Here is a 13,064-nt window from a genome sequence, read left to right on the forward strand (position 1 = left end):
TCAGGCCGTTACGCGCGGCAGGCTCAGGCCCTTGGCGATCTGCTGGGCGGCCTCCGCCGGCTTGAGCTTGGCGGTATCGACGGTCAAATCGGCTTTGGGCATATGCGCGGTGTTGAACACGCCGGCCGCTTCCAGCCTTTCATATTCCTCATGCGAGGTGAGCTTGCCGGTGTTGCGGCGCGATTTGTTGTCGATGCGGCGATAGACCTCCTTCATCGGGCAGGTCAATTCGACAAAATGCACCCGGCTGCCAGCTCCGGCGACGATATCGATGGCGCGGTCAACAAATGTTTTCCGCACCGTGGTTTCCGGGGCAAAGGTGAAAATCAGACCATTCAGCCTGGCCTTGGCGGCCTGCTCGAAGACTGACAGCCAGATCTGCTCGCGCAGTTCCACGAAGGGCGGGCTACCGAATTCAAAGACCGACAGCAGCAAATCGACGGTCTGGTGGTTGTGAAACAGCTTGTAGCCGGTCAACGCCGCCAGCTCGCGGGCAACGGTCAGCTTACCCGTGGCGGGTTTGCCATAGATGAATACCAGTTTCATGGACCTGTCATGCTCTTGTGGGCCGGTGGCCTGTTGTCAAATCCGGTGCCGCAATCTTGCCACAAGACTCTGCAAAATCGGAACCCTTCGCGTATGAGGGGGGAGTTGTCCTGGCCCGCGGTTCCGGCATCGTCGTCCTGATTCTCGCGCTCGTCGCTGGCGATGCAGCCGCGCAGTCGACCCTGCCCGACTGCCCGCTTTTCCTCAGCGCTGCGGCACCGGCCTTTTGCAGTGTCGAGCCGACATCGCCGCCCGGCCCGCCGGAGAGTTTTTCGCCGGGCTTTTCGCCGTTGAGCTTCGACCCCGATCTCGGCCTGCACCTGCTGGAGCGACGGCCGATCTTCGGCCCCGGCGATATCGCCCGGCTGGCCAATCCCCAGCCTTTCTATGGCCGCGACCCCGATGGCGATCTGAAGTTGCGTGTCTATAGCGAGGATCTGGCTGCGTTGCAGCCCGGCGGCATCAATGCCGATTACGATCTGCCGGTCTTCGATGGGCTGCGGCTCACCAATGCCAGTGCGCTGGGCCAAACCGACAGTGAGGATGACACGGCGGCGAAATCCTTCGACAGCCGCTTCGGCCTGGCCTACGAAGATTATGGCATCCGGTTCAGGATGAACCCGGCGGCCGCAATCAACTGGGGCGAACTGGCGGGCAGCGCCAGTCGGCGCGTCGGCATCGACAACCAGATCTCGACCACGCTGGCGCAGGACCTGACCCTGACGCTGTCGTCGGGTTATGACGCACAGTTCCATCCCGGCAACCCGACCGCCGACAGCAGCACCGAGCGCCACCGCATCGCCCTGGCCCGGCATTTCGCCAGCGGCTGGCGCCTGGGCAGCTCGGTACAGCGGCGCATCGAATATGGCTACCAACAGGAAAAAGACCTCAACATTCTTGGCCTGATGGTGGGCGTGCCGCTGGGGCAGGATCTGGCGCTCACCGCCAGCCACGAATTCGGCCTGAGCGAAAAACGCGATTTCAGCACCGGAAGCGCGCTGCCGATTGCCGGCAACCGCCAGAGCCTCGACCTGCAACTACACTGGACACCGGCGGCACTGGCCAGCCGCGCCATGACCCTGATGGCCGGCTACAGCCTGAGCCAGGAAGCCACCGACGGCGTGGCCGATCCCTACCTGACCCAGGCCCGGCTCAATCTGGCGATGAAGTTCTGACATTTTTCTCTCTTGCCCAAAGAAGTGAACCATGTTTCACTTCTTTGCAGGAGGAGATACCGGCATGGCCTATCGCCGCACCGAGACTGTGGTGGCGCGTCTGGCCGAGACGCGCGAGCGCATCGTCACGGCTGCGCTGAAGCTGGTGGCAAAGGAAGGCTATGGCGGGGCCGGGATTCCCGCGATTGCCGCCGAGGCGGGCCTGAGCACCGGCGCGCTGTATCGCTATTTCCCCTCCAAGGCCGAATTGTTCGACGAGGTGTTCCGTCGCGGTTCGCAGCGCGAGATCGACGTCTGCGCCGCGGCAGCCGGCCAGCCCGGCCCGGCGCGCCAGCGGCTGGCCCGCGTGGTCGAGGTATTTGCGCGGCGTGCCCTGAAAGGCCGGCGGCTGGCCTATGCCCTGCTGGCCGAGCCGGTCGACCCGCTGATCGAGGCCGAACGCCTGCGCTATCGCCTGCCCTATCGCGATATCTTCGTCGGCATCATCGAGGATGGCATGCGCGCGGGCGAGATCGCCGAGCAGGATGCGCTGCTGACCGCCTCGGCCATCGTTGGCGCGCTGAACGAGGCCCTGATCGGGCCGCTGGCGCCGCAGGCGAAAAAGACCGACCAGGAAAAACTGATCAACGGCCTGGCGCTGTTCTGCGTGCAGGCATTGGGGCCAATGCCGCCCCGCAAAATATAAAAAGAAAGGAAACGCCATGAGTACCGCCGCCTACGAGACTCACGAGGTGCTGAACCAGCCGCCCGCGCTGGAAAACTACAACCTTTTCACCAGCGACCGCGCGCTGATGGAAGCGGCCGAACGCGACGGCGCTGCCTGGGCGAAAGACCGCCTCACCGTTTATGGCAGCCGGCTGGGCGACGCCGAGACCATCGAAATGGGCCGGCTGGCGCATAAGTTTCCGCCGCAGCTGAAACTGTTCGACCGCTTTGGCCATCGCCGCGACGAAGTGGAATTTCATCCCGCCTGGCATGGCATCATGAGCCTGATCATCGGCGAGGGTCTGCATTCCGCGCCCTGGGCCGAGCCGAAAGCCGGCGCCCATGTCGCCCGCGCCGCCGCCTATATCATGCATGCGCAGATCGAGCCGGGCAGCCAATGCCCCACCACGATGACCTATGGCTGCGTGCCGGCGATCAAGCGCGATGCCGCGATCGCCGCCGAATGGCTGCCCAAGATCTATTCCCGGCAATACGACCCGGCCAACAGGCCGGTGGCGCAGAAGACCAACGCCCTGATCGGCATGGGCATGACCGAGAAGCAGGGCGGCTCGGATGTGCGCGCCAACACCACGAAGGCCACCCCCGTCGGCGCCGGCGGGCCGGGGGCGGAATACATCATCAGCGGGCACAAATGGTTTTTCTCCTGCCCGCAGATCGACGCGCATCTGGTGCTGGCGCAGTCGCCGGGGGGCTTAAGCTGCTTCTTCGTGCCGCGCTGGCTGCCCGATGGATCGAAGAATGCCATCCACATCCAGCGCCTGAAGGAAAAGGTCGGCAACAAGTCGAATGCCTCGTCGGAAGTGGAATTCCACAATGCCCATGGCTGGTTGCTGGGCGAGGAAGGCCGCGGCGTGCCGACCATCATCGAGATGGGCACCTATACGCGGCTGGACTGCGCGCTGGGCTCGGCCGGCCTGCTGCGCGGCGCGGTCAGCCAGGCGCTGCATCACGTGTTCCACCGCCGCGCCTTCCAGCGTCACCTGATCGACCAGCCGTTGATGACCAACGTGGTGGCCGACCTGGCGGTGGAATCGGAAGCCGCCACGGCCTTGGCCATGCGGCTGGCCCGCGCGTTTGATCGCGCCGAAACCGATGCGCAGGAGGCCGCCTTCCGCCGGCTGTGCACGCCGGCGGTGAAATACTGGGTGTGCAAGCGCGCGCCCAATGCCGTGGTGGAAGCGATGGAGGTGCATGGCGGCAACGGCTATGTCGACGAGGGCCCGCTGGGCATGCTGTACAAGGAGATTCCGCTCAACTCGATCTGGGAGGGTTCGGGCAACGTGATGTGCCTGGACGTGCTGCGCGCCCTGCAGAAGAACCAGGACGGGCTGGATGCCTATTTCGCAGAACTGAATTCGGCCCGAGGCGGCGACCGCCGGCTGGACGCCGCGATTGCCGGCGTGCAGGCCGAGTTTGCCGACCTGCAGGAGATCGAGCATCGCGCGCGACGCGTGGTGGAAAAGATGATGGTGACCCTGCAGGCGGCCCTGCTGGTGCAGCATTCCACGCCTGCCGTGGCGGATGCCTTCTGCGCCAGCCGCCTGGGCGGCGACTGGGGCCAGGCTTTCGGCACCCTGCCCAAGGGCGTGGATGCGCGCGCCATCGCCGAGCGGGCCAGGCCGGTTTAATTCAGGCCGCGGCCTCGCCGGGCATGCGCACCTTCAGCGCACGGGGCGCGACGCTGTAGCTGATCGGGCCGGGCAGCATCTCCACTTCGCCGTCGCTGGCCACCGGTTTCACGCGGTCGAAACCGATGCGCAGGTTATGCGCCTTGATCATTTCAAGGGCCGGGTCGCCGTCCAGCGTGCCGAGGAAAAGCCGTGCGAGCTGGCCGGCGGAGCCGAACCAGCGCTTCTCGTGGCTGACATAGACGGTAAGCTCGCCGCTCTGCAGGTCGGGCCGCCCGAACAGGCGCGCGGTGCGGAATTCGTATTCGCCCACCGCCACCACGATGGCCGGCGAGACGATCTCGCGCGTCTGGCCGCCGTATTCCAGGGTGATTTCCATCAGGCGGTGCCGACGCAGCGCGCGCCAGGCCGATTTCAGCATCGCCGGCCATTTCGCCAGGCCGAACAGGCGGCGGCGGCGTTCGCGGTCGACGATCATCTCGGGATAAAGGCCAAGTGCCGACTTGTTGAGAAAGATGCCGCGGTTGACCCGGCCGATATCGATAGGGGCGATCTCGGCCCGCGCCAGAGCGCGTACGGCCGCATCCACTTCCAGCGGGATGTTCAGATCGCGCGCCAGCAGGTTCATGGTGCCCAGCGGCAGCACACCCAGCACGCCATCGCGCCGCAGCATCAGCTCGGCGGCCGAACGCAGCGTTCCGTCGCCACCACCGACCCAGACCTCGTCGCTGCGCTCCGCCGCCTGAACCAGAGCCTGGGGCAGCAGCTTGGGCGGCACCACCTGCACATCGACGGCGCCCAGTCCGGCTTCCGTGGCAGAGGCCCCGATCAGGTCATGCAGCGCCACGGCACCATGCCGGCGCGCCGTGCCCGAAGCCGCATTGATCACGACCGACAGCGCCATGCGTCACCAGGGCAGCAGGCTGGTCAGAGAACCGCTGGCATTCACCACGCCCATGCCCAGCAGCACGAAGCCGGCGGTGCTGGCCAGACCGATGACATGGCCGGCCAGGGCGCCAAGCCCGTCGCCAGTCAGCAGACCCAGCGCGATGAGCACGATGCCAAAGGCAAATGGCAGATTGCCGAAGGGCAGCGGCAGGGCCAGGCCGATGCCCTGCACGATGATCACCAGCGCCGCGAGCACGAAACCGGCGCCGCTGACCAGCCAGGACAGGCGCGGCCGGAATTTCCGTTCCAGCCGGCGCACGAAGGGAATGGCAAAGCTCATGAAGCGATTCAGCAGGTCGGCAGACAGTCGACGTCGGCCGAGGCTGCGCGGAATCATCGGCTGGCGCGGCCGCAGCAGCATGCCGATCGCGATACAGACCACCAGGCTGCCGGTGATGGTGCCGAGCGGTATGCCGGGTGACGGCACCAGGCCGAGCAGCCCGAGAAACAGCAGAAGCAGTGGCGTGGAGCGGTCAGCCAGCGACTGCACGGCCTGATGCAGGGTCAGGCCATCGGCGCGGCCGAGACGGCGCAGGCGCGACAGGTCGCGGGCAATGCTGGCGGAGGGCAAGGGGCGCGACGCAGATGACGGCGTGCCGGACGACTCGTTGCTCATGAGCGGACCCTGCCGGAGGAATGCGGCGAAAGCGCGGCGGCCATGATGCCGCCGCGCGACGCAGCTTTAGCTGACCTGCTTGCGGGATTCCGGTTTTTCCGCCGTCAGCACCAGCGAGGCAACGATGCCCGCCGCGATCAGGCCGAGCGTGACGCCCAGCGAAATACCGGCCGGAATCTTGCCAATGATGTTGACCAGGAAGATCTTGCCGCCGATGAAGACCAGCACCGCCGCCAAAGCATATTTCAGATAATGGAAACGGTGGATCATCGCCGCCAGCGCGAAATACAGGGCACGCAGACCGAGGATGGCGAAGATGTTGCTGGTATAGACAATGAAGGGGTCCTGGGTGATCGAGAAGATCGCGGGCACGGAATCCACCGCGAAGACCAGGTCGGCGGCTTCCACCAGCAGCAGCGCGAGGAACAGCGGCGTGGCCCACAGAACCGGCCTGCCGCCCGGCACCTTGGGCTGGCGGACGAAGAAACGCTGGCCGTGCAGGTCCGGCGTCACACGCATGCGGCGCCGCAGGAACTTGAGCAGCCAGTTGTCGCCCAGGTCCTTCGGCTGGTCGGAGGCGAACAGCATCTTGATGCCGGTGAGCACCAGGAAAGCGCCGAAAATGTAGAGTATCCAGTCGAACTCGCTCACCAGGGCGGCACCGAGGCCGATCATGATGCCGCGCAGCACGATGACGCCGAGGATGCCCCAGAACAGCACACGATGCTGATACTGCCGGGGAACGGCGAAATAGCCGAAGATCAGGGCGATGACGAAGACGTTGTCGAGCGACAGGCTCTTTTCGACGAAGAAGCCGGTATACCAGTCCATGCCGGCGGTGGCGCCGAACTGCCACCAGACCCAGCCGCCGAAGATGCAGGCGACCGCGATATAGCCGGCGCTCAGCGCCAGGCTCTCGCCCACCTCGATCTCGCGCTGCTTGCGATGCAGCACGCCGAGATCGAAGGCCAGCAGAACGGCGACCAGGGCCATGAAGGCGGCCCAGAGCCAGAGCGGTTTGGTGAGGAACTCGGCTGACAGGAACGAGGTCCAGGCCGCGAGGAGGATATCCATGCTGGTGCTCCGTATCCGGAATGTGGCGGCGATGGCATCCGACATCGCTGCCGTCCGGAACGCGGCAACCAGAGGGGCCCGAATGCAAGGGCTGATCTAGGCAGCCCGCCGCCACCGTCAAGGCCCCGGAACCAAAAAAAGAGGCGGGTCTCCCCGCCTCTTTCCGTCCGCCCTGCGGGCAGGAGTCAGTCGGCTTCGCTGCGCCCTTCCGGATCGCGGATCGCGCGGTAGGCGCGGCTGAGCTGGGCACGGCGCGACAGCATGTTGAGCATCTCCACCGCCACCGAGAAGCCCATGGCGCCATAGATCATGATCTTGGGGATCTCGACGTCGAAGCCCTCGGCCACCAGCGCCATGCCGATCATCACCAGGAACGACAGCGCCAGCATGACCACGTTGGGATTCTTGTTGACGAAGCGGGCCAGCGGCTCGGCCAGCGCCACCATGATGGCCACCGACAGCAGCACGGCCACCACCATGATCTCGATCTGGCGCGACAGGCCAATGGCGGTGATCACGCTGTCCAGCGAGAAGACGATGTCGAGCACGGCGATCTGGCCGATCACCGCCCAGAACGCCGGGTATTTCTTCTTCGCCGGCGCGGCGGCAGAAGCGCCAGCACCGGCCGGGGCATCATCTTCCATCTCGTCGCTCGATTTCGGCGTGACGCGCTCATGGATTTCCATGGTCGCCTTCCAGATCAGAAACAGGCCACCCAGAATCAGCACCAGATCGCGGCCGGAAATCTCCATGCCGAACACCGTGAACCACGGCGCGGTCAGCGTGATCAGCCAGGCGGCCGAGAGCAGCAGCATGATACGGGTGATCACCGCGCCGAGCAGGCCGAGCTTGCGGCCCATCGGCTGCTGTTCCGGCGGCAGGCGACCGGTGAGGATGGTGATGAAGATCAGGTTGTCGACGGCAAGGACGAGTTCGAGGGCGACGAGGCCGGCCAAAGCCAGCAGGGCCGCCGGTTCGAGGAAAACCGAGAGATCCATGGATATATCCTGGGCGGGGGCTTTTTAAGGAAGCCGTCCGACATCACTGCCATCCCGTTCATGGCAGCCAGAGGGGCCCGGACGTGGCCGAGAATTTAAGAAATCCGCCGATAATTTCAAGTAAATTGAGATTATTCCGGACGACGGAACACATATTCGTCGCAGCCAGACCCCAGCAAGCCCGTCTGCAACCCTTCGACCCAACGGGCCACCGGTTGAAAATTCAGCTTCTGCATCAAGGCATCGACCTGGGATTCGGATATCTCCTCGTAAGGATATCCACCGATCCAGTCATGCACGTCATGGAGAAAGTCCATGCCGCGGGATCCCTTGTAGTCTCTTACATAGGCCGCGAAATCGCGGCCGGTCAGATAAAACCGCAGCCGCATCACCAGAAGGTACACAGCCCTGGCCCGGGCTTGGGCGGCTGGCGAGGCACTGGAATACCAGCGCTTGATCGCCGTCCATACCGGGCCGAGCCGAGTCTTTCGATACAGGGCAAAAACTAAGATGCCGCCAGGCTTCACCAAGGCGGCGGCCTGCTCGAGCGCACGATACATCGCGCCGGTGTGATGCAGAACGCCCCAAGAATAAACGATATCATGCAAGGCCGTCTCGCCACCCTCAAGGATGCTTAAGACCCGGATATCGCGCGCCGCGTGCGGCGCATGACGGGCAAACAGGGCTTCCGCCGTTGCGACGGAAACCGGATCGATGTCGATGGCGGTCACCTTGGCCGCGCCAAGCCGGGCCGCAGCAAGCGCATGCAACCCGGAGCCGCAGCCGATATCGAGGAAATGCCGACCCTGGATCGCCCCGGCGCCGATCAGGCGCTCCAAGCCGCGTTCCGCTTCGCGGATTCGCGTTTCGTCGATCAATTCGGCATAGCTCTCCCAGTTCTTTCCAAAGGCAAAATGGGATGAAAGCTTGGTGAGATCAGAGGAAGTCAAATGCCGTACCTGTTTAGAAGGACAAATTCCGTTCAGTATAAACGACTGAGGGAGAGCCGCAATCTGCCGCGATCAGTCGGCCGCGCCAGCAGCCGCGGCCGACTGGCGCAATTCGGCCCGGGCATGACGCAGCACCTGGACCGAGCCCCACAGCGCCAGCCCCGCCATGAACGCGGCCACGGCCAGGTCGGGCCAGGGCGTGCCGGTGACGAAGACACCGCTGGCGGCCAGCAGCACGGCGACGTTGCTGAGCGCATCGTTGCGACTGCAGATCCATACCGCGCGCAGATTGCTGTCGCCGCTGCGAAAGCGATAGAGCAGCAGCGCGACGGCCACATTCACCACCAGCGCGGCAAAGCCGACCGCGCCCATGGTGAAGGGTTCAGGTAGCGTGCCGGCCAGCAGGTGGCGGATCACCATGCCGGCAACCCACAGGCCAAACAGGCCCATGGCGATGCCCTTCAGCAGGGCAACGCGGGCGCGCCAGACCAGTGCCATCGACAGCACGGCCAGCGCCAGCGCGTAATTAACCGCATCGCCGAGGAAATCGACGGAATCGGCCAGCAGCGAAGTGGAACCGGCCGCCAGGCCAGCGCCGATCTCGACCATGAACATCGCGGCATTCAGCACCAGCGCAATCCACAGGGCAAACCGCGGGCTGCCGGCGCCATGGTCGTGGTCGTGGCCGTGATGATGGTGTTCGTCGTGCTGGCAGGTGGCGCCCATGACTTCAGCCCTTGTCATCGTGATGCGGTTCGCTGACATGCGCGACCATGTCGGCCAGCATGTGGCGCACATGGTCGTCAGCAATGTCGTAATGAATCTCGCGGCCCTTGCGCATCGCCCGCACCAGCCGCGCCGCCTTCAGCAGACGCAGGTGATGGCTGGCCAGCTGCGGCGACAGGCCGGCCCTGGCAGCGGCGGCCGAGGCCGCGCTGGGACCCTGGCAAAGGATCAGCACCAGTTTCAGCCGGCTGGGATCGCCAAGCAGGCGAAACATATCGGCCAGCAGGTCGGTACGATGATCGGCAAGAGGCTGCGCATCAAACATTTAAATAGTTGTTTAAATGTTTGATGCGGAACTGTCAAGCTCGGCCGTCCGTATCATGACAATTGACACAATTGTCGCCTCGCCCACCCCATACAACCGGGCTATGCTACGGTTCCATAACGAAAAAGCCGGTCCGTCCTGTTCATGCTCCCACCTGCCCGCCCCACCACCAAAGGGTTAGCCCCATGATCCGCACCCTATTGCTGGGGCCGCTGGATTATGTCGGCCGCCATGCCACCAAATTCCTGTTCGGCGGTGTACTGGTCGGCCTGGCCCTGCCCCCGCTGGCGGCCCTGCTGCGGCCGGGCCTGGTGGTTTTCCTGCTTCTGCCCTTGACCATGGCGTTGATGCGGCTGGACTGGAGCGCCTTCCATGCCTATGCGCGGCGACCGCTGCTGGTGCTGCCGATGGTGGTCTTCCTGCTGCTGGCCTGTCCGCTGCTGGTCTTCGCCACCCTTGAGCCGCTCGGCCTGCCGCGCCCGTTGATGGAGGCCATCGTGCTGATGGCCGCAGCGCCGCCGATCACCGGCACCGTGGCGATCTCGCTGATTCTCGGGCTTGATGCCGCCCTGGCGGTGATCGTGATGGTGATCGCGACCGCGCTGGTGCCATTCACCCTGCCGCCGCTGGCACTGATGCTGCTCAATATCGAGATTCAGATGTCGCTGGCCGAATTCATGGGCCGACTGGCGCTGATGGTGGGTGTCGCCTTCGGCGGCGCGCTACTGGTGCGCTGGCGCATCAGCAACGAGACGCTGCGCGCCAACAGCCGGCTGATCGACGGCTGTTCAGTGATGGCGCTGGTGCTGTTCGCCATCGCCATCATGGATGGTGTGGCCGCCAAGCTGATGGCCCAGCCGGGCTATGTGATCCTGGCCACGGTTTCCGCCTTTATCGCCAATCTGCTGCTGCAGGCGCTTGGCTATGTGGTTGGCCGTCATATCTTCCGCCTGGACCAGCCGGCGGCGCTCACCCTCGGGATTCTGACCGGCAATTGCAACATGGGCCTGGTAATGGTGTCGCTGGCCGACCGTGCGGTATTCGACATGGTGGTGTTCTTCGCCATGGGACAGTTGCCGATGTATATGCTGCCCGGACTGTTGCAGCCGATCTATCGCAAGCTGGCCGCGCGGCCAGCGAGAAGCTGAAGACTGTGAGAAGCTGAAGATTGTGAGAAGCTGAAGACTGGTGACAAGCTGAAGAGGAGTACCTTATGCCGACCCTGCTGATCACCGGCGCCAATCGCGGCATCGGCCTTGAATTCGTCAAACGCTATGCCGCCGAGGGCTGGCAGGTGATCGCCTGCTGCCGCGATCCGCAGGCTGCCGCTGCATTGCAGGCCGTGCCCGGCAAAGTGGTCATGGAAAAACTGGAAGTGACCGACTATGCCGCAGTGGATCGCCTCGCCAAGGCCTATGCCGATAGCGCCATCGACCTTCTGCTGAACAATGCCGGCATCTATGGCAACCGGGACGGCACCCTCAGCATCAGCGATTTCGATACCTACCTGAAAGTTCTGCAGGTCAACAGCGTGGCGCCGATGAAAGTGGCGCTGGCCCTGCTGCCCTCTCTCAAGAAAGCCAAGGCGGCGAAAATTGCCACCATCTCCAGCCGCATGGGCTCAATCACCCATGGCGCAGGCGGGTCTTATGTCTATCGCGCCTCGAAAGCGGCGATCAATGCGGCGATGCATAATCTGGCGCTCGACCTCAAGCCAGCAGGTATCACCTGCATCGTGCTGCATCCCGGTTGGGTGAAGACCGACATGGGTGGCCAGGGTGCGGATATCACGGTGGAAACCAGTGTCAGCGGCCTGAAGAAAACCATCGATGGCGCGACATTGAACGACACCGGAAAATTCTTCAATTACGACGGCAGCGAACTGCCATGGTGAAAACGATCCTGATCACGGGCGGCAGCAGGGGGATAGGTCGCGCCACCGCCATAATGGCGGGCCGGCGCGGCTGGTCGGTAGGCGTGAATTATGCCGGCAATGAAAAGGCCGCACAGGATACCGTACGTGCCGTGCAGCAGGCCGGCGGCAAAGCCATCGCCATCCGGGGTGACGTGGCCGTGGAGGCCGATGTGATCGCCATGTTCGATGCGGTGGAGAACACCTTCGGCAGGCTGGACGGCCTGGTGAACAATGCCGGCATCGTGGCGCCGACTGCCGATCTGGCCAACATGTCAGTGGAACGGCTGAAACGCCTGTTCGATATCAACATCCTGGGCAGCGTACTCTGCGCCCGCGAGGCGGCACGGCGGCTTTCGACCCGACGCGGCGGCCAGAATCCAGGCCGGGGTGGCGCCATCGTCAACCTCTCCTCGGCGGCGGCACGCATCGGCTCGCCCAATCTGTTTGTCGATTACGCCACCTCGAAAGGCGCCATCGACACTCTCACCATCGGCCTGTCGAAAGAACTGGGGCCCGAAGGCATCCGCGTGAATGCCGTGCGACCGGGTATCATCGAAACTGATATCCATGCCAGCGCCGGAGAACCGGATCGCGCCACACGATTGGGCCCCACGGCTCCGCTGGGCCGGGCCGGCACCGCCGATGAAGTGGCCGAGGCGATCATCTGGCTGCTGGACGATGCGTCAAGCTATGTGAATGGCGCGCTGCTGGACGTGGCTGGCGGACGCTGACGCTCAATTGGCGGCTGAGGTCACCAGGACAGGCTTCGGGTCGTTGGTCTGGGCGAATACCAGCATGAAGTAATCGGCCTTGGCACCAAGGGCGGCACGGCGATCCTCGAACTTCTTCACCCACCAGCGCACATCCTTCAGGGTGACATGCACGTTCTCGCCGTTCGGAAAAGTCTTGCCGGCCGGATATGTGGCGATGCAGACATAGACCATCTTGTTGGCGAAGCCATATAGCTCGTCGATGACCCAGTCCATATCCTGTTCGGGGATATGCTCCATCACGTCGGTACAGATCACGGCATCGAATGTCTCACCCAGCGGCAGCTTGGACAAAGGCTCGTAGCCGGGATCGTATAGCCGGATTTCGTCAACGCCCCAGAAGGTGCGCAGATCGACCTTGCGGGTGCCATCGGCCGACGGGAACAGCGGATCGCTGTAGAATTTGGCCTTGCCGGCACCGTAATCAAGCACAGTCTTGATGCCGAACTTCTGGATCAGCGATTTAATCGTGGTGATATGGGGCAGCAGGCTCATCCCTGTGAAGGTTTCCGCTGCCGGCAGCGCCTTGTTCAGTTCCAGCGTGCCTTCGGCATGCATCTGCTTGTAAAAGCCGACCAGCTCGTTATAGCGCGGACTGGGATTGGCACGGCTGTAGGTCATCATCCGGTCTCCGGAAACTGGCGCGGTGGGCGCGTTTTGGCCCGAA

The 13,064-nt window shown here is 64.0% G+C and carries 15 protein-coding genes; 6 read left to right on the forward strand and 9 right to left on the reverse strand.

What is annotated here, in order from left to right; genetic code table 11:
• The gene (locus tag ACE3OO_RS02605) at window positions 1–546 is read right to left on the reverse strand and encodes an AAA family ATPase (RefSeq protein WP_374299424.1); all 546 of its coding nucleotides are present in this window, start codon (window positions 544–546) and stop codon (window positions 1–3) included.
• A 56-nt stretch (window positions 547–602) separates the two neighbouring features.
• Here ACE3OO_RS02605 and ACE3OO_RS02610 point away from each other — a divergent pair, with 56 nt between their 5' ends.
• The 3 genes from ACE3OO_RS02610 to ACE3OO_RS02620 all read left to right on the forward strand — a co-directional run bounded on the left by ACE3OO_RS02610 (window position 603) and on the right by ACE3OO_RS02620 (window position 4,075).
• The gene (locus ACE3OO_RS02610; RefSeq protein WP_374299426.1) at window positions 603–1,721 is read left to right on the forward strand and encodes a hypothetical protein; all 1,119 of its coding nucleotides are present in this window, start codon (window positions 603–605) and stop codon (window positions 1,719–1,721) included.
• 64 nt (window positions 1,722–1,785) lie between these two features.
• Complete coding sequence (locus ACE3OO_RS02615) at window positions 1,786–2,406, forward strand: TetR/AcrR family transcriptional regulator (RefSeq protein ID WP_374299428.1); 621 nt, start codon at window positions 1,786–1,788, stop codon at window positions 2,404–2,406.
• Window positions 2,407–2,422: 16 nt separating this feature from the next.
• Complete coding sequence (locus ACE3OO_RS02620; RefSeq protein WP_374299430.1) at window positions 2,423–4,075, forward strand: isovaleryl-CoA dehydrogenase; 1,653 nt, start codon at window positions 2,423–2,425, stop codon at window positions 4,073–4,075.
• 1 nt (window position 4,076) lies between these two features.
• Here ACE3OO_RS02620 and ACE3OO_RS02625 read toward each other — a convergent pair whose 3' ends face one another.
• The 7 genes from ACE3OO_RS02625 to ACE3OO_RS02655 form a co-directional block, all read right to left on the reverse strand.
• Window positions 4,077–4,979, reverse strand: a complete 903-nt coding sequence (locus tag ACE3OO_RS02625; RefSeq protein ID WP_374299432.1) for a diacylglycerol kinase family protein — start codon at window positions 4,977–4,979, stop codon at window positions 4,077–4,079.
• Window positions 4,980–4,982: 3 nt separating this feature from the next.
• On the reverse strand, window positions 4,983–5,639 hold the full coding sequence (locus ACE3OO_RS02630; RefSeq protein WP_374299434.1) for an exopolysaccharide biosynthesis protein: 657 nt from the start codon (window positions 5,637–5,639) through the stop codon (window positions 4,983–4,985).
• A gap of 66 nt (window positions 5,640–5,705) precedes the next feature.
• Window positions 5,706–6,713: a TerC family protein gene (locus ACE3OO_RS02635; protein ID WP_374299436.1), complete on the reverse strand. Its 1,008-nt coding sequence runs from the start codon at window positions 6,711–6,713 to the stop codon at window positions 5,706–5,708.
• A 185-nt stretch (window positions 6,714–6,898) separates the two neighbouring features.
• Window positions 6,899–7,711 carry a TerC family protein gene (locus ACE3OO_RS02640; RefSeq protein WP_374299438.1) on the reverse strand — a complete coding sequence of 271 codons (813 nt, stop codon included), beginning with the start codon at window positions 7,709–7,711 and terminating at the stop codon, window positions 6,899–6,901.
• 131 nt (window positions 7,712–7,842) lie between these two features.
• Window positions 7,843–8,661 (reverse strand): class I SAM-dependent methyltransferase, encoded by an 819-nt coding sequence (locus ACE3OO_RS02645; protein WP_374299440.1) that lies wholly within the window; start codon window positions 8,659–8,661, stop codon window positions 7,843–7,845.
• Between the two features lie 72 nt (window positions 8,662–8,733).
• On the reverse strand, window positions 8,734–9,387 hold the full coding sequence (locus ACE3OO_RS02650) for a cation transporter (RefSeq protein ID WP_374299442.1): 654 nt from the start codon (window positions 9,385–9,387) through the stop codon (window positions 8,734–8,736).
• A 4-nt stretch (window positions 9,388–9,391) separates the two neighbouring features.
• Window positions 9,392–9,712: an ArsR/SmtB family transcription factor gene (locus ACE3OO_RS02655; RefSeq protein ID WP_374299444.1), complete on the reverse strand. Its 321-nt coding sequence runs from the start codon at window positions 9,710–9,712 to the stop codon at window positions 9,392–9,394.
• A gap of 185 nt (window positions 9,713–9,897) precedes the next feature.
• On the opposite strand from ACE3OO_RS02655, the gene ACE3OO_RS02660 reads away from it, so the two are divergent.
• From ACE3OO_RS02660 to ACE3OO_RS02670, 3 genes are all read left to right on the forward strand, one after another.
• The gene (locus ACE3OO_RS02660; protein WP_374299446.1) at window positions 9,898–10,860 is read left to right on the forward strand and encodes a hypothetical protein; all 963 of its coding nucleotides are present in this window, start codon (window positions 9,898–9,900) and stop codon (window positions 10,858–10,860) included.
• A 65-nt stretch (window positions 10,861–10,925) separates the two neighbouring features.
• A complete protein-coding gene (locus tag ACE3OO_RS02665; protein ID WP_374299448.1) occupies window positions 10,926–11,606 on the forward strand; it encodes an SDR family oxidoreductase in 681 nt (226 codons plus the stop codon).
• A complete protein-coding gene (locus tag ACE3OO_RS02670; protein WP_374299450.1) occupies window positions 11,600–12,358 on the forward strand; it encodes an SDR family oxidoreductase in 759 nt (252 codons plus the stop codon). Before ACE3OO_RS02665 ends, ACE3OO_RS02670 begins: the two co-directional genes overlap by 7 nt.
• A 3-nt stretch (window positions 12,359–12,361) precedes the next feature.
• Here ACE3OO_RS02670 and ACE3OO_RS02675 read toward each other — a convergent pair whose 3' ends face one another.
• On the reverse strand, window positions 12,362–13,021 hold the full coding sequence (locus tag ACE3OO_RS02675; protein WP_374299452.1) for a class I SAM-dependent methyltransferase: 660 nt from the start codon (window positions 13,019–13,021) through the stop codon (window positions 12,362–12,364).
• Window positions 13,022–13,064: the final 43 nt, after the last annotated feature.

The organism is Ferrovibrio sp., assembly GCF_041906005.1.
GTDB lineage: Bacteria > Pseudomonadota > Alphaproteobacteria > Ferrovibrionales > Ferrovibrionaceae > Ferrovibrio.

Excerpts from the sequence above, each read along its gene's own strand:
- ACE3OO_RS02625 (WP_374299432.1), bottom strand. The coding sequence starts at position 4,979 with ATGGCGCTGTCGGTCGTGATCAATGCGGCTTCGGGCACGGCGCGCCGG.
- ACE3OO_RS02635 (WP_374299436.1), bottom strand. The coding sequence starts at position 6,713 with ATGGATATCCTCCTCGCGGCCTGGACCTCGTTCCTGTCAGCCGAGTTC.
- ACE3OO_RS02640 (WP_374299438.1), bottom strand. The coding sequence starts at position 7,711 with ATGGATCTCTCGGTTTTCCTCGAACCGGCGGCCCTGCTGGCTTTGGCC.
- ACE3OO_RS02675 (WP_374299452.1), bottom strand. The coding sequence starts at position 13,021 with ATGATGACCTACAGCCGTGCCAATCCCAGTCCGCGCTATAACGAGCTG.
- ACE3OO_RS02615 (WP_374299428.1), top strand. The coding sequence starts at position 1,786 with ATGGCCTATCGCCGCACCGAGACTGTGGTGGCGCGTCTGGCCGAGACG.
- ACE3OO_RS02670 (WP_374299450.1), top strand. The coding sequence starts at position 11,600 with ATGGTGAAAACGATCCTGATCACGGGCGGCAGCAGGGGGATAGGTCGC.
- ACE3OO_RS02650 (WP_374299442.1), bottom strand. The coding sequence starts at position 9,387 with ATGGGCGCCACCTGCCAGCACGACGAACACCATCATCACGGCCACGAC.
- ACE3OO_RS02620 (WP_374299430.1), top strand. The coding sequence starts at position 2,423 with ATGAGTACCGCCGCCTACGAGACTCACGAGGTGCTGAACCAGCCGCCC.
- ACE3OO_RS02655 (WP_374299444.1), bottom strand. The coding sequence starts at position 9,712 with ATGTTTGATGCGCAGCCTCTTGCCGATCATCGTACCGACCTGCTGGCC.
- ACE3OO_RS02630 (WP_374299434.1), bottom strand. The coding sequence starts at position 5,639 with ATGAGCAACGAGTCGTCCGGCACGCCGTCATCTGCGTCGCGCCCCTTG.
- ACE3OO_RS02665 (WP_374299448.1), top strand. The coding sequence starts at position 10,926 with ATGCCGACCCTGCTGATCACCGGCGCCAATCGCGGCATCGGCCTTGAA.
- ACE3OO_RS02660 (WP_374299446.1), top strand. The coding sequence starts at position 9,898 with ATGATCCGCACCCTATTGCTGGGGCCGCTGGATTATGTCGGCCGCCAT.
- ACE3OO_RS02605 (WP_374299424.1), bottom strand. The coding sequence starts at position 546 with ATGAAACTGGTATTCATCTATGGCAAACCCGCCACGGGTAAGCTGACC.